The organism is Arthrobacter sp. Y81 (assembly GCF_002929335.1).
Taxonomy (GTDB): Bacteria; Actinomycetota; Actinomycetes; order Actinomycetales; family Micrococcaceae; genus Arthrobacter.
Genome location: NZ_PJIL01000007.1, coordinates 132,452 through 145,840, shown reverse-complemented (window position 1 = coordinate 145,840; position 13,389 = coordinate 132,452). Strand labels below are relative to the sequence as shown.

The 13,389-nt window shown below is 68.3% G+C and carries 15 protein-coding genes; 4 read left to right on the top strand and 11 right to left on the bottom strand.

Annotated elements, in window-relative coordinates; all coding sequences use genetic code 11:
- Window positions 1-44: 44 nt before the first annotated feature.
- Window positions 45-896 (bottom strand): DUF1684 domain-containing protein, encoded by an 852-nt coding sequence (locus CXQ91_RS11420; RefSeq protein WP_104174030.1) that lies wholly within the window; start codon window positions 894-896, stop codon window positions 45-47.
- A gap of 195 nt (window positions 897-1,091) precedes the next feature.
- Between CXQ91_RS11420 and CXQ91_RS11415 the strand changes: the two genes are divergently transcribed.
- From CXQ91_RS11415 to ppc, 3 genes are all read left to right on the top strand, one after another.
- Complete coding sequence (locus CXQ91_RS11415; RefSeq protein WP_104174029.1) at window positions 1,092-1,772, top strand: NADPH-dependent F420 reductase; 681 nt, start codon at window positions 1,092-1,094, stop codon at window positions 1,770-1,772.
- A 15-nt stretch (window positions 1,773-1,787) separates the two neighbouring features.
- The gene (locus tag CXQ91_RS11410; RefSeq protein ID WP_104174028.1) at window positions 1,788-2,156 is read left to right on the top strand and encodes a hypothetical protein; all 369 of its coding nucleotides are present in this window, start codon (window positions 1,788-1,790) and stop codon (window positions 2,154-2,156) included.
- Between the two features lie 115 nt (window positions 2,157-2,271).
- On the top strand, window positions 2,272-5,112 hold the full coding sequence (gene ppc, locus CXQ91_RS11405; RefSeq protein WP_104174027.1) for a phosphoenolpyruvate carboxylase: 2,841 nt from the start codon (window positions 2,272-2,274) through the stop codon (window positions 5,110-5,112).
- 154 nt (window positions 5,113-5,266) lie between these two features.
- Here ppc and CXQ91_RS11400 read toward each other — a convergent pair whose 3' ends face one another.
- From CXQ91_RS11400 to CXQ91_RS11390, 3 genes are all read right to left on the bottom strand, one after another.
- Window positions 5,267-6,025 carry an ABC transporter ATP-binding protein gene (locus CXQ91_RS11400; protein ID WP_104174026.1) on the bottom strand — a complete coding sequence of 253 codons (759 nt, stop codon included), beginning with the start codon at window positions 6,023-6,025 and terminating at the stop codon, window positions 5,267-5,269.
- Window positions 6,018-7,022, bottom strand: coding sequence for an iron ABC transporter permease (locus CXQ91_RS11395; protein ID WP_258073942.1), 1,005 nt, complete (start codon window positions 7,020-7,022; stop codon window positions 6,018-6,020). The genes CXQ91_RS11400 and CXQ91_RS11395 overlap by 8 nt, the downstream gene beginning before the upstream one ends.
- Window positions 7,023-7,134: 112 nt before the next feature.
- A complete protein-coding gene (locus tag CXQ91_RS11390; RefSeq protein ID WP_104174024.1) occupies window positions 7,135-8,298 on the bottom strand; it encodes an ABC transporter substrate-binding protein in 1,164 nt (387 codons plus the stop codon).
- 137 nt (window positions 8,299-8,435) lie between these two features.
- On the opposite strand from CXQ91_RS11390, the gene CXQ91_RS11385 reads away from it, so the two are divergent.
- On the top strand, window positions 8,436-9,218 hold the full coding sequence (locus CXQ91_RS11385) for a DUF6390 family protein (RefSeq protein ID WP_258073941.1): 783 nt from the start codon (window positions 8,436-8,438) through the stop codon (window positions 9,216-9,218).
- A 58-nt stretch (window positions 9,219-9,276) separates the two neighbouring features.
- On the opposite strand, the gene CXQ91_RS11380 is transcribed toward CXQ91_RS11385, so the two are convergent.
- The 7 genes from CXQ91_RS11380 to CXQ91_RS11355 all read right to left on the bottom strand — a co-directional run bounded on the left by CXQ91_RS11380 (window position 9,277) and on the right by CXQ91_RS11355 (window position 13,388).
- Window positions 9,277-9,615, bottom strand: coding sequence for a hypothetical protein (locus CXQ91_RS11380; protein ID WP_146072327.1), 339 nt, complete (start codon window positions 9,613-9,615; stop codon window positions 9,277-9,279).
- Window positions 9,616-9,676: 61 nt separating this feature from the next.
- A complete protein-coding gene (locus CXQ91_RS11375; protein WP_104174135.1) occupies window positions 9,677-9,934 on the bottom strand; it encodes a HypC/HybG/HupF family hydrogenase formation chaperone in 258 nt (85 codons plus the stop codon).
- Window positions 9,935-9,939: 5 nt separating this feature from the next.
- Complete coding sequence (locus tag CXQ91_RS11370) at window positions 9,940-10,476, bottom strand: hydrogenase maturation protease (protein ID WP_104174022.1); 537 nt, start codon at window positions 10,474-10,476, stop codon at window positions 9,940-9,942.
- Entirely contained in the window at window positions 10,473-10,592 is a 120-nt protein-coding gene (locus CXQ91_RS25730) for a hypothetical protein (protein WP_374953651.1), read from the bottom strand. The genes CXQ91_RS11370 and CXQ91_RS25730 overlap by 4 nt, the downstream gene beginning before the upstream one ends.
- Window positions 10,589-12,001: a hypothetical protein gene (locus CXQ91_RS11365; protein ID WP_104174021.1), complete on the bottom strand. Its 1,413-nt coding sequence runs from the start codon at window positions 11,999-12,001 to the stop codon at window positions 10,589-10,591. Before CXQ91_RS11365 ends, CXQ91_RS25730 begins: the two co-directional genes overlap by 4 nt.
- On the bottom strand, window positions 11,998-12,654 hold the full coding sequence (locus CXQ91_RS11360; protein ID WP_104174020.1) for a DUF6084 family protein: 657 nt from the start codon (window positions 12,652-12,654) through the stop codon (window positions 11,998-12,000). Before CXQ91_RS11360 ends, CXQ91_RS11365 begins: the two co-directional genes overlap by 4 nt.
- On the bottom strand, window positions 12,651-13,388 hold the full coding sequence (locus CXQ91_RS11355; RefSeq protein WP_219816513.1) for a DUF5947 family protein: 738 nt from the start codon (window positions 13,386-13,388) through the stop codon (window positions 12,651-12,653). The genes CXQ91_RS11360 and CXQ91_RS11355 overlap by 4 nt, the downstream gene beginning before the upstream one ends.
- Between the last annotated feature and the right edge of the window lies 1 nt (window position 13,389).

Genomic DNA, 13,389 nt, shown 5'->3' with positions numbered 1-13,389 from the left:
TGCCAGTTCGCGCTCAGGGTCGGGCCCTAAGTGTCCGTTCGCGCTCAGTCGGCGATCATCGGGTCCTTCTCGCCGGCCTCGATGCGGTAGTCCAGGCTGTTGTTCTTCACAGGCATGGGGCAGGTCCCGTACGGCGTGAAGGCGCTCGGGTAGTTGATGGCGCGGTTGAAGTCCAGGACCACGGACGCGTTTCCGGATGGATCGAGCCGGGGCCGGGCCGTGGACACCTTCCGCCACTCGGAAGTTGCTTGTCCCCGCGGGGCGGCCCCGTTGGTTTCGTCGTGGAACGTGACAGTGAGGGCGCCGAGCTTCTCCTCCTCCGCCTGCAGGTGGAACTCGTGGTCCTTGCCGGGTAGGTGGAACACCAGGTCGCCGACGGACCGGTGCACGCCGTCCACCAGCGGGTTCGCGGTTCCGATGGGAACGTCCACCGGCTCGGGGTAGGGACGGAAGCTGGCCTCAACCACCAGGTCAGGTCGGTAGTCGAAGGTGGGCACGCCGTCGAACTCCGTGAACACCGGCGACTGCGAATCCCGGGTGCGGATGGCGTACTTGTCCGCCCGCATGGCGAGTTCCACCACCACCTGCTTCCCGTCGGCGCCGCCGAACTGGACCCACATGAGCGACTCCTCGTCCGCCAGCGCGGCCGAGATGGTGCCGTCCACGGCTTCGCCGGTTTCCACCAGCGTCAGCCCGTCCGCCGCCCCGGCGGTGAGGAACGCCGTCGTGCCGTCCGTTGACCAGAGCCCGGGGACGAGGTCGACGGCGGCGGGCTGGCTTTCCAGCCACTGGAACGACGTGAGCGTCAACCAGCCGTACTCGCCGGCCAGCGCCTTGTTGCGGTTGGCACGGAAGCGGTTCCAGCGGTCCAGCTGGGCGTCAGGGGCGGTGTTCATGAGTCCTCCAGGGCAATGGCGTACGGCCCACGGTACAACCGCATAAGGTCCCGCAACATTCCGTTCAGTCCCGAAGCGCGCCACCGTGCTCCGGGTCCATTGCCGCCCGTCAGCCCAGCTGGTAGCGTCAAAACACGTTCCAGGCGAACGCATGAGACAGAGTTGTCTACCCAACGGATTACGGAAGTGACCGCCATGAAAATAGCTGTCTTCGGCACCGGCTTTGCCGGTCGAACGGTTGCGGCGGCCTTGGCGAAGCTGGGGCACGAAGTGGTAATCGGGACCCGCGATCCCGAAGCCACGCTGGCCCGGCAGGACCCTGACGCCATGGGGACTCCGCCGTTTGCCCAGTGGCGTGCCCAGCACGTCGACGTGGCGCTCGCCGCCTATGCCGAAGCCGCCGCGGCAGCCGAGCTGGTGGTCAACATGACCAACGGTCTCGGCTCACTCGACGCCCTGGCGGCGGCAGGCACGCGAAACCTGTCAGGCAAGATCCTGATGGACGTCGCCAATCCGCTCGATCCGTCGCAGGGCTTCCCGCCGTCGCTGAACCCGGTCAACACGGACAGCCTCGGCGAGCAGATCCAGCAGGCTTTCCCGGAGGCCAAGGTGGTGAAGACGCTCAACACCATGAATGCAGGGCTGATGGTCAATCCCGGCCGTGTGGGCGGGGGAGACCACTCCGTATTCGTCTCGGGCAACGACGCCGACGCGAAAAAAGCCGTGACGTCCCTGCTGCAGAGCCTCGGTCATCAGGACATCATCGACCTCGGCGATATCACCACTGCCCGGGGCCCTGAAATGATGCTGCCGGTCTGGATCCGGCTATGGGGCGCCCTGGGCACGCCCGACTTCAATTTCAAGATCGTCCGCTGAAACGGCGGCCGGGGCATGGACGCAGTCCTCACCGTCCTGGCTTGTCTGGCGCTCATTGCCGGGTTCACCCTGGCCGGGATGTCCGTCCTGAAGCGCGGCGGGAACCCCAAGGGAGCCACAGGAACGCTGGGGAGTGCGCTGGGCATGATCGACCCCGCCACCGGCGCCCCCACCCGTGAGGAGGCGGCCGCTGCCCGCGAAGAGCTGAAGCAGCGGCGGCACGAGTCCACCCAGTCCGGGAAGGGCCCTGACCACAACGAGGCCTACACCGGAAAGATCACCATCCGGGCAGCCGGACGCCCCGCTGCGGCGGCCGGCCGCCCGGCTGCGGCGCCCACTCAAACAGGGGCGGCAGCGGACGTCAAGGGCGCGGACACTATCTGAGACGGATTCCCACGCCGCAACAGGGCCGGGTAATATCCCATAGGAACAAGTAACCCGGCTCACAGTATCCAGCGCAGTGTACGAGCCAAGTCCGAACCCTCGAAAGATAGTTTCCATGGCTGACACTGCAGTAAATCCAGGCACCCATCTCGCAGGCGCAGACCTCGCCAGCGCCGATCTTGCGTCCGAACTCCGGGCGGATGTCCGGCGCGTCTCCACGCTGCTGGGCGAATCGCTGGTCCGCCAGCACGGCCCCGAGCTCCTTAACCTCGTGGAGCAGGTGCGGCTGCTGACCAAGGAATCCAAGGAAGCTGCCCGCGGCGGCGCGGATGCCACCGGCCCCTGGAGCTCGCACGACGTCGTTGCCCAGGTCCGCGAGCTGCTCGGCTCCCTGCCCATTGACCAGGCCACCGACCTGGTCCGTGCCTTTGCGTTCTACTTCCACCTCGCCAACGCCGCCGAGCAGGTCCACCGGGTCCGCGGGCTGCGGACGCGCCAGGAAAAGGATGGCTGGCTGGCGAAGGCCGTGGAGGAGATCTCCGGCCAGGCCGGCCCGGCCGTGCTTCAGCAAGTGGTCAACGAACTCGACGTCCGCCCCATTTTTACGGCCCACCCCACGGAGGCCTCGCGCCGCTCGGTTCTGGACAAGATCCGCCGGCTTTCCGATGTGCTGGCAGTCTCCACTGAGGAAGGCACCTCGGCCCGCCGCCGCCAGGACCGCCAGCTCGCCGAAGTGATCGACCAGATGTGGCAGACCGACGAGCTCCGCCAGGTCCGCCCCACCCCGGTGGATGAGGCCCGCAACGCCATCTACTATCTCAACAGCATCCTCACCGATGCCATGCCCGAAATGCTGTCGGACCTGTCTGAGCTGCTGGGCGAACACGGCGTCACCCTGCCGTCGCAGAAGGCCCCTATCCGCTTCGGTTCCTGGATCGGCGGCGACCGCGACGGCAACCCGAACGTCACCGCAGCCGTCACCCGCGAGATCCTCCAGATCCAGAACCAGCACGCCGTCCGCATCAGCATCGCGATGATCGACGAGCTCATCTCCATCCTCTCCAACTCCACGGCGCTGGCGGGGGCGGACCAGGAACTGCTGGACTCGATCGACGCGGACCTCAAGAACCTTCCGGGCCTGGACCGCCGGGTGCTGGAACTCAACGCCCAGGAGCCCTACCGGCTCAAGCTCACCTGCATCAAGGCCAAGCTCCTCAACACGGCCAAGCGCGTGGCAGCAGGCTCGTCCCACCAGCCGGGCCGCGACTACACGTCCACTGCCGGGCTCCTCGCCGAGCTTGGCCTGCTGGAGACGTCCCTGCGCAACCACCACGCCGGGCTGGCAGCCGACGGCGCACTGGCCCGCGTGCGCCGGGCCATCGCCTCCTTCGGCCTGCACCTTGCCACCCTGGACATCCGCGAACACGCCGACCACCACCATGACGCCGTCGGGCAGCTCATGGACCGCCTCGGCGGACCCGGCGTGCAGTATTCCGAACTCAGCCGCGCCGAACGCCTCGAGGTGCTGGGAGCCGAGCTGGGCTCCCGCCGTCCGCTGTCCGGCCACCCGATCAAGCTCGACGGCGTCGCTGACGGCACGTACGACGTCTTCCGTGAGATCCGCCGCGCCCTGAAGACCTACGGCCCGGACGTCATCGAGACGTACATCATTTCGATGACCCGCGGTGCCGACGACGTCCTGGCCGCCGCGGTGCTGGCCCGCGAGGCGGGCCTCATCAGCCTCTTTGGCGAAGCGCCGTATGCCAAGATCGGCTTTGCCCCGCTGCTGGAAACCGTCGAGGAGCTGCGGGCATCCGCCGAGATCGTCGACCAGCTGCTGTCCGATCCGTCCTACCGGGAACTGGTCCGGCTCCGCGGCGACGTGCAGGAAATCATGCTCGGTTACTCGGACTCGAACAAGGAATCCGGCGTGATGACCAGCCAGTGGGAAATCCACAAGACCCAGCGGAAGCTGCGGGACATCGCGGCCAAGCATGGCGTCCGCGTGCGGCTGTTCCACGGCCGCGGCGGTTCAGTGGGCCGCGGCGGCGGGCCCACCTACGATGCGATCATGGCCCAGCCCAACGGCGTCCTCGAAGGTGAAATCAAGTTCACCGAGCAGGGCGAAGTCATCTCGGACAAGTACTCGCTGCCGGAGCTGGCACGCGAAAACCTCGAGCTTTCGCTCGCGGCCGTGATGCAGGGTTCCGCCCTGCACCGCACCCCGCGCACGTCCGAGGATGAGCGCGAGCGCTACGGCCACGTCATGGAGACCATCTCCGACGCCGCCTTCGCCCGCTACCGCTCGCTGATCGATGACCCGGACCTGCCGGCCTACTTCTTGGCGTCTACTCCGGTGGAACAGCTCGGATCCCTCAACATCGGCTCGCGTCCGTCCAAGCGCCCGGACTCCGGCGCAGGGCTGGGCGGCCTGCGCGCCATTCCGTGGGTCTTCGGCTGGACCCAGTCGCGGCAGATCGTGCCGGGCTGGTTCGGCGTCGGCTCCGGCCTGAAGGCCGCGCGGGAAGCCGGCAACACGGCACAGCTCGTGGAAATGATGGACCGCTGGCACTTCTTCCGCTCGGTGGTGTCAAACGTGGAAATGACGCTGGCCAAGACGGACATGGACATTGCCGGCTACTACGTCTCCACCCTGGTTCCCGAAGAGCTGCACCACCTGTTCCGGGCCATCCGGGACGAATACGACCTCACCGTCGCGGAGATCCAGAACCTCACCGGCGAGCACGTGCTCCTCGATGCGCAGCCCACCCTGAAGCGGTCCCTGGAGATCCGCGACCAGTACCTGGACCCCATCAGCTACCTGCAGGTGGAACTCATGCGGCGCATCCGCGCCGAGGGCGAGGGCGTAACCAATTCGGAGATCAGCGAGCGCCTCCAGCGGGCCATGCTCATCACCGTCAACGGCGTAGCCGCCGGCCTCCGCAACACGGGATAGCCTCCAGCGTCCAACCACCGACGCTCTCTCACTTCCTGTGTGTTTTCCTCAAACGCTCTCTCACCTGGTGAGAGAGCGTCTGAGTTTTGGGCGCAAAAGGTGAGAGAGCGTTTGGGTTTTGGGCGCAGGAAGTGAGAGAGCGTCCGGGCGGCGGTCAGGGTCTTTCGTCCCCGCCGCCTCCGTAAGGCACCACGATGGTGCGGCGGGGAGTGCCGCCGTCGGAATAGGGGAGCGTCCGGACGGGAACCCCGTAGAGCGCTGACAGCGCGCGGTCGGTGAGCAGGTCCGCGGCCCGGCCGGTCCGTGCTCCGCCGCGGCCCAGGAGGACTGCCCTGTCCGCCAGGTACAGGGCGTGGTCGGGATGGTGGGTGCTGAGCAGCAGGGCCATGCCGCCGGACATCAGTTCGCGCAGCAGGGACAGGACGCGCACCTGGTTCTTGAGGTCGAGGCCGGTGGCGGGCTCGTCCAGCACCAGCACGGGACAGCCGGCGGCAATGGCCCGGGCTATCAGGACCAGTTGCTGCTCGCCGCCGCTCAGGGTGGGGAAGCGACGGTCCCTGAGCCCGGCCACGCCCACCCGCTCCATCGCCTCCGAAGCAGCGGCCCGGTCCGAGGCTCCCGGCGTCCGGAAGATTCCGACCTGCCGGGCCCTGCCCATCAGGACCATGTCCAGGGCGCTGTAGCCGAACGCAATGCCGTGGGCCTGCGGTACGTACCCGGCGCCGTCGGCCCGGCGGACCGTTCCCTCGGCGGGCTCCAGCAGCCCGGCGGCGCAGCGGACCAGCGTCGTCTTGCCGCTCCCGTTCGGCCCCAGCACCGCCGTGGCGCTGCCGGGCAGGACACTGAAGCTGACGTCCCGGAAAACCCAGTCCTGCCGGGCGTAGCCGAATCCCACGCCGTCGAGCTCAAGCACTTTCCCAGATCCTCTCCCGGTTCCGGCGCAGCAGCAGGAAGAACACGGGGGCGCCGATCAGGGCGGTGAGGACACCGAGCGGGATCTCGCCTGCGGTCGCGGTGCGGGCCACAGTGTCCACCAGGACAATGTAGGCGCCGCCCAGGAGGAAGGACACGGGCAGGAGCACACGGTGGTCCGGACCCACCCACATCCGCGCCAGGTGCGGTACCACCAGGCCAACCCAGCTGACCGCGCCGCTGACTGCGACCGCCCCGGCCACAATGAGTGCCACCGCCACCAGCACCACCCAGCGCAGCGGACGGGGTTTGACGCCCAGCGCCGCCGCATCCTCGTCGCCGAGGGACAGCACGTTGATCCGCCAGCGCAGCAGCAGAAGCACGACGGCGCCGCCCACCACCGGTATCAGCGCCACCGCGACCTTCGCGAAGGTAGCCGTGGCCACGCTGCCGAGGAGCCAGAAGACGATCGCCGGAAGGGTGGTGTTGGGGTCCGCGATGTAGGTCACCAGCGCCACCAGGGCCGAGAAGAACGAGCCCGTGACCACGCCGCCGAGCACGATCATCAGCATGGGTGTGCCGCCGCGGCCCGAGGTAATCAGGAACAGCAGTCCGAGCGCCACGAGGCCGAAGAGAAACGAACCCGTGACCAGCAGGAAGGATCCCAGCCCGAGCAGCAGGGCCAGGGCGCCGCCGAAGGACGCGCCCGCGGAGACTCCGATGATCTCCGGGCTGACCAACGGGTTGCGGAAGATGGCCTGCAGGGCGGCGCCGCCGATGGCCAGCCCGCCGCCTACCAGCAGGGCGAGCAGGATTCGCGGCAGCCGGACCAGCAGGACCACGTTTTGTTCCGTCGGGTTCACTTCGAGGGGGACCGGCACCAGCTGGGCGGTGAGGATCTGGACCACGTGCCAGAGCGGAACATTGAAGCGGCCCACGGCCAGCGCCAGGAGCCCGACGGCGGTCAGCAGCACGGCGGCGACGGCGATCGGCCCCACGACCGCGGTTTTTCCACGGCCCTCACCGGGCCTGTGCCGTTCACCGGTGCGGAGCCGCCGTGCGGCACGGCCGGCAGGCGGGCCACGGCGGTTCAGTCGCGCTGAGCTGGCTTCATCCAGCATTGAATTGGTGGTAGTTGGCGGAGTCGCTGTTCTCAGCGGTCCAGAGAATCCTGTCCAGCTCCTTGTCGGCGGGCTCGTGGTTGTAGAGGAACTGGAAGTATTCGCTGACTTTGCCGCGCAGCCCGGAGTGCTCCTGCGGGAAGGCGATATCGGACAGCCAGTGCCACATGAGCGGCGATTCCTGGCCCGGCGGATCCCAGCGGTATCCTCCGAGCGGCACCTTGTAGACGCGCCGCGAACGGACAGCCGAGATGTTCTGCCACACCGGGTCCGAGTAGATGTCCTGCGGCATGGCCTGGTCAAAGTTGCCCAGGAGGATGACTTCCGGATCCCAGCTGAGGACCTGCTCCACGTCCAGGCCCACCATTCCGGTGCCGGGCAGCGGGTCCGGGCCGGTGGCAGGGTTGGTTCCGCCCACCAGCTTGATGTAGAAGTCGTTGTAGGTGTTCGCGGCGGCGGCTTTCAGCCCGCCGGTAAACCGGTTGAAGTAGAGAATGCCGGGTCCCGCGGATCCACGCCCCGCCGCGGCCTCCTTAATCCCGGCGAGCTCCTTGTCGCTGTGTTCCTTGATTTCGGTGGCCCGTTCCGGCTTGCCCAGCATCGCAGCGAACATCGCAATCCAGGCGTCCACGTCCTCCTGCTTGCCGGTGTTCTTGAGTCCGAGCACGGTCAGGCCGGCATTCTCCAGGGGCTCGACCAGCTGGGAGTCGGACCACTGCACCACGACGTCGGGGTCCAAGGCCCGCACGCTCTCCACATTGGGGGTGAAGTCCTGGGTCGCGATTTCGTGCGGCAGCTCCAGCGCCTGGGGGAACATGGTTCCCAGGATGCCGTCACGCATCGCCACCCATGATGCGTTGTGCATGGCGCTCAGGTGCTCGGCACTGCGGTCCACGGCCACCAGAAGCGAAGCCGCCGGCATCGGGATGGTAATCACCCTCGTCACCGGCTTGGCGAACGTGAGGGTCTTGCCGCGCTGGTCTGTAATGCTGATGGGCCCTGCACTGGCGGAGCCCGGGGAACCGCTCCCGGAAGCTCCGGGGGACGCCGCCGGCGGGGCGCCGGCGGCCCCGCATCCGGCGAGAAGGGCTGCGGAGCCGCCCGCCACAAGAACCTGGAGCACGGAGCGGCGGTTTAGGTCGTCGGCTCGCATGGATTGACCCCCTGTGCGTAGGTTCTTCACAGGATCCGCCCGAAGGCCGAGGCTGTCAACGGCAACGGAGTTCCGGCCCCTTGTCGGCGCAGGGGGCCGGTGCTACGTTCAAAGAACCTTTTGCAGAAGGTGGCCAGATGATGGTTGTCGACGGTGCCCAGTTGTTTGTCCGGTATGCCTACCCGCCCAATTCCCGGGGCAGCTGCGGGCCCCCGGACAGTGACGCGCTGCTGCACTACGGCCAGTCCCGTGTGACGGACCAGGGACTCCGCGAGCTGGCCAAGGGCTTCGCCGGCGCGTGGCCCTACCTGGAGCTTATTGCCGGCTCCAACGGCATAACCGACCCCCTCGACGCCCGCGTGGTGGAGGCGTACTGGGTGGGAAACAGCCTCCTGGACTCGGTGGGCATCACCAACATCGGCAACTCCATGGAGGACCGGTTCCGGGCCCGCACGGGACGCCAGTTCCCGCATCTGGCCGAGGGCGTCCTGGCCGGCGGGGTTCCGCACCACAGCTTCCATGTCTTTGAGATCTACCCGTGGCTGGGGCTGCTCCACGACGACCGCCGTCACGCCACGGCCCTGAATGTGCTGGACCGGTGCCGGATCCGGTGGGGCGAGGTGCTGGCGGTCACCGGCGACGACGCCGTGGTGCGGTCCCGGCCGCTGGTGTGGGATGGCGCATCCCTGGCGGTGGGCGAGCCCGTGGTGGAGACGGCCAAGCACGCCGTGAACGGGACCGGTTTTGTGGACGGACTCGCCCCCGGTGACGTGGTGTCGCTGCACTGGAACTGGGTGTGCGACCGGCTCTCCACGCACCAGTTGCAGCGGCTGCAGCACTTCACGGCGCGCCATCTCCGGATCGCCAACAACGGCGTCGAACACCGCGGAGCGGCGATCGCCCTTGAACGCCACGGCTGACGCCCGGCGCTGAGGACAGACCGCAAACCCGCCCACCGCAGGCTACGGCGGTTGAAGCCTAGGGCGATTGCGGTGCGGCCGTGTCCGGGTCCTCCGGGGGATTGACCCCGGTGGCGTCCCGCGGCGTGGATTCGCCGGAGGGGCGTCCGGCAGGGGTGGCGTCCGTCCCGGTCTCCTCCCGGCCAGGTTCTGTCCCTTCCTCCTTGACCACGTCTTCGCCCCGGCGCGTTGTGCTCTCTCCCACGCCTTCGGGCGCCATCGCCGCGTCTTCGGGGGTTTCGTCGGATCCGGGCTGCGCGGGTTCCTTCAGCGGCGGCTCGCTCCCGAAAGCGCGGGCCGTGCCCGGGGCAGTACCTTCCGCGGCATCACTGTCGTTGGACGGATTCGTCGGTGACATCGTGTCCTCCTTGTTCTGGTTGTAGTGGTTCGCCGCCTGCCGGCGCCGGCTGCGATCGGCGTCAGCCGGCGTCGCCGTCAAAGTCCCTGGGCCGGCCCATCAGCTCCAGGCCGTCCATGGCGCGGTCCGCGCCCGCGGAATCGACCCGTTCCAGGGCGAACCCCATGTGGATCAGGACCCACGTGCCCGGTTCCAGGGGCCCCTCGTCCAGCAGGCCGATGTTGATTTTCCGCCGCACACCGGCCACGTCCACCAGGGCGAGCTGGTTCCCGTAGCCCTCGAGCAGTTCGATGACCTGACCAGGTATTCCTAGGCACATGCTGCTCACTCCCGGTTACGTTCCGAAACACGGTTGTGTTCCGAAACACGGTTGTGTTCCGAAACACGGTTGTGTTCCGAAATGAGGTCGACGACGGCGTCAATCGCCTCCGGTACGGCCCCCGCCACGGCGGCGCTCAGGCCGATCCCCTCGGAGACGTCGGCGGGCACGCAGCCCACCACATAGGTCGCGGGCAGTTCGCCGCCGAGCGAGCGAAGGCGCCCCAGCACTGCCACGGGATCCATGCCGTGCGGGTCCAGGGCTGCGGTGCCGTCCAGGTCCTCCCGGCGCACCCGCAGCACCCTGATGCTGCCCGGCGCCGTGGCCTCCGGGCTGGCCGGAGGGACCGTGTCCACCAGCACCAGGACGTCCACGCCGGCCAGCAGATCGTAGGCGAGGTGCATGCCGCGGATCCCGTAGTCCACGGCCAGCACGCCCGGCGCTGCCCGGCCGGCGTCACCGGCCAGCCGGCGGGCTACTTCCGGGCCGAAGCCGTCGTCGTGCAGGAAAATGTTGCCCACTCCTGCCACGAGGACGGTCACATCCGCCGCGCTTTCAGGTAACGCTGGATGTCAGGGACCGAACGGATCCCGACATAAACGGCGCCGAGCGCCAGAGCCACCAGCAGGCCCACCGTGGCTATTCCTACAGTCCTCATAGCGGGTTTCCCTTTCCATCCTCGAGCGGTTCAAGTTCCTCGGGCGCGTAGTAGAAGGACCGCCCGTAGCCTTCATGGAGGTCCGCCGCCGGGTCCTGTTCCAGCACCAGGCCAACATGGGTGCTGCCGTCGACGTCGAAATGGACGCTGGTGACCCGCCCGGTCTGTCCGGCGAAGAAGAGATCCTGGGCGTCGGCCCGGCGGCTCGGGTTGACCCTGACCCGGCTCCCGCGGGCAACCGGCACGCCGTTGATCAGGACCGCATCCATGTGCGGCTGGACCAGGGCTTCCGCTTCAGGCGTCCACCAGGCGGGCGGTTCCGGTTCCCCTCCTGTGCCGCTTAAGCTTCCGCGGGAGTCCGGGAAGTCCACAGCGTGCGGGTTGCGCAGGATCCCGTGCAGCTGCTGGAGTTCCTCCGGCGACATGGCTTCACACTGGTCGATGATCGCCGCGGCACGCGGATCCGTTGCCCGGGCCTCGGCCTTTTCCTCATCCGTCAGCGTCAGCACACGCAGGGTGAGGATCTCGTCAATTTCCGTCGAGTCGAACAGGGCAACCGAGCTCTCCGGTGCCACAGCGGGGTGGTCGTACAGAATGATCGGCGATACCAGCAGCACGTCCGTCTGCCCCTCGGGTCCCGCCAGGACAGGCCAGCAGCGGTACTGGGCGCATGCAGCGGCGCCGTCCTTTGCCCAGTCCGGCGAGTCCAGCAGCGACAGGAAGTCCGCGCCGCGCAGGCTCAGGAGCACGTGCGCGCCGATGAACGATGTGGCGATCGCCTCCTGCCGGTTCGGAGGTTCCGCTCCGGGGCTGGCCGTGTTCGCCACCGAGACGCGCAGCCGCACCAGCGGGTGGCCGGTGGCCTGGGAAGTGGTGGCAGCGGCGCTGAGCGTCACTTCGCCGTACAGTGCACGACGGCGGCGCACCAGCCGTCCGGCGGGCAGTCCGTCGTCGTCGTTGAGTTCCTCCACGTCCTCACCCGCGGGGATCCGGACCGGCAGCACCAGCGGCCCGCCACCGTCGCGCAGCCGGGCCACGGCGAACGGCCCCAGGGTGATTTCCTGCTCGACTGCCTCGTCCCAGCTCAGCCAGCGGGAGCCGCCGACGGCGAGCTCCTCCACCGGACGGAAGCTGCCGCCGTCGTCCGCTGTCTCCGCAGTGCGCGCCTGAAGCTGCAGGAAGCGGAGGTGGAGCTCCAGCTCCGCATCGGGCCCCGGATTCAGCAGGCAGTCGGCAAACATTTCCGGCTCTTCCCCGGACCCGGCCTCAGCAGCGCCGGGCGGGCCCAGGATGCCGAACTGCCAGCGGGACTGGTTCTTCTGCGAGGAAGCGCGGTACGGGTACAGGAGGTAGCCCTCGTAAAGGACCGCATCGGCCACTGCGCGGGCGAGGCTCAGGCTCATGTTCATGGCCGCCGCTCTCCTCCCACGCCGGATGCCGCGGTTGCCAGCAGGGATTCGACGGCGGCCTCCCACGACGTCAGCCCGCGCGCGGACTTGTACTGTGACAGGGCCGCCAGGACGCCGCGGTCCAGCCGGATCCACCCTGCATTGGGGAAGTACACGTCCATCAGCCGTTGCCAGACGGACACGGGAAGCCGGTAGGAAGCCTCGAGATCCCAAGGAACCTGCTCCACGCCGAACCCGCTCTGGCCCTTGGTGAAGACCGTGCCGGAGAACAGGAACTCCACCGGGATTTCGCCGTCCCGCAGGGCATTGAGGTACTTGGCGGCGGCAACATCGAAATCGAACGTGCAGGGCAGCGGCAGGTCCACCTCGGTGCTGCCGGCGAAGCCCTGCACCATGGTGCTGCACTGCATCCAGAGGAAGGACTTGAGGGTATTGGGCCAGCGGCCGCGCTCGCCGAAAAGGTCCAGCAGCCCCGCTTCCTCCTCCTCCGCATAGCCGCGGCGCTGCGGCAGGATCCGCACCTGGCAGCGCAGGGCTATGGCGTGGACGGTGGTGCCGGTGGCTTCAGTCAGCCGCAGCCGGGCGGTCAGCTGCGGGGCCGCGGCATACGGTTCCGGCTGCATGTCGACGACGGCGAACGCCAGCCCGGTCATTGCGGGCCTCCCGGCACGGACTCGCGGGAGTCCTCATGCACCGGTTTGCTGCGCCGGCTGACATTTTCGAAGAAGGCGGTGAGCTGGTCGCGGGCCTCCTGCCCGCCGTCGAACCCCCGCCAGCGGCGGCGGAGCTGGCCCACCAGTTCGTAGCAGGCATCAACCGGCACGAGGTGGCAGTCTGCCTGCGGCCGGTCAGGCCCGGGGCCGCGGATCAGGAGCGCCTCGGTGTCGGGGGCGGCGAGGGCCACGGCAGGGTTGCGGGCGAGCACGGCGTCCCAGGCGTCGAGCGGGAGCTCGGATTCGGTGGCGCCAGCCGGACCCGGGTAGAAAGCGACGGTCCGGTCGAGTTTGGAGCTGCGGAAGAAGAAGGCCAGGCCCACGGGTATTTCCAGTTCGTCCCACTGGCCCGGGCCCAGCTCGAAGTCCGGAAACGAGAAGTACCGGTCCGGCACCGACCGGTAGCGGAGATGGGCTGTGCTATCGGTGAAAAGCAGGTAGCAAGGCCGGCACGTGCACATCATGGCGTGGCTTTCGACGTCCACCACGTGCTGGTGGGCCTCCGGGATGGGCTCGCCGCACATTTCGCAGCGCTCGCCGGCCGGCGTTGCCGGCGGCTGTGCGGCGATCCGTCGGAGCAGGGCGACGGGCAGTCCGCCGCCCGGTGTCCGGCCGGTTCCGGGTGGGCGGCTGCTTCCACCGGCCTGGCCCGGGGGCAGTCCAGGGGCCGTCATT

What these genes read in the sequence shown, in the direction of transcription:
- CXQ91_RS11420 (WP_104174030.1), bottom strand. Translation starts at nt 896, where the DNA reads ATGAACACCGCCCCTGACGCCCAGCTGGACCGCTGGAACCGCTTCCGT.
- CXQ91_RS11415 (WP_104174029.1), top strand. Translation starts at nt 1,092, where the DNA reads ATGAAAATAGCTGTCTTCGGCACCGGCTTTGCCGGTCGAACGGTTGCG.
- CXQ91_RS11410 (WP_104174028.1), top strand. Translation starts at nt 1,788, where the DNA reads ATGGACGCAGTCCTCACCGTCCTGGCTTGTCTGGCGCTCATTGCCGGG.
- ppc (WP_104174027.1), top strand. Translation starts at nt 2,272, where the DNA reads ATGGCTGACACTGCAGTAAATCCAGGCACCCATCTCGCAGGCGCAGAC.
- CXQ91_RS11390 (WP_104174024.1), bottom strand. Translation starts at nt 8,298, where the DNA reads ATGCGAGCCGACGACCTAAACCGCCGCTCCGTGCTCCAGGTTCTTGTG.
- CXQ91_RS11385 (WP_258073941.1), top strand. Translation starts at nt 8,436, where the DNA reads ATGATGGTTGTCGACGGTGCCCAGTTGTTTGTCCGGTATGCCTACCCG.
- CXQ91_RS11380 (WP_146072327.1), bottom strand. Translation starts at nt 9,615, where the DNA reads ATGTCACCGACGAATCCGTCCAACGACAGTGATGCCGCGGAAGGTACT.
- CXQ91_RS11375 (WP_104174135.1), bottom strand. Translation starts at nt 9,934, where the DNA reads ATGTGCCTAGGAATACCTGGTCAGGTCATCGAACTGCTCGAGGGCTAC.
- CXQ91_RS25730 (WP_374953651.1), bottom strand. Translation starts at nt 10,592, where the DNA reads ATGAGGACTGTAGGAATAGCCACGGTGGGCCTGCTGGTGGCTCTGGCG.
- CXQ91_RS11365 (WP_104174021.1), bottom strand. Translation starts at nt 12,001, where the DNA reads ATGAACATGAGCCTGAGCCTCGCCCGCGCAGTGGCCGATGCGGTCCTT.
- CXQ91_RS11360 (WP_104174020.1), bottom strand. Translation starts at nt 12,654, where the DNA reads ATGACCGGGCTGGCGTTCGCCGTCGTCGACATGCAGCCGGAACCGTAT.
- CXQ91_RS11355 (WP_219816513.1), bottom strand. Translation starts at nt 13,388, where the DNA reads ATGACGGCCCCTGGACTGCCCCCGGGCCAGGCCGGTGGAAGCAGCCGC.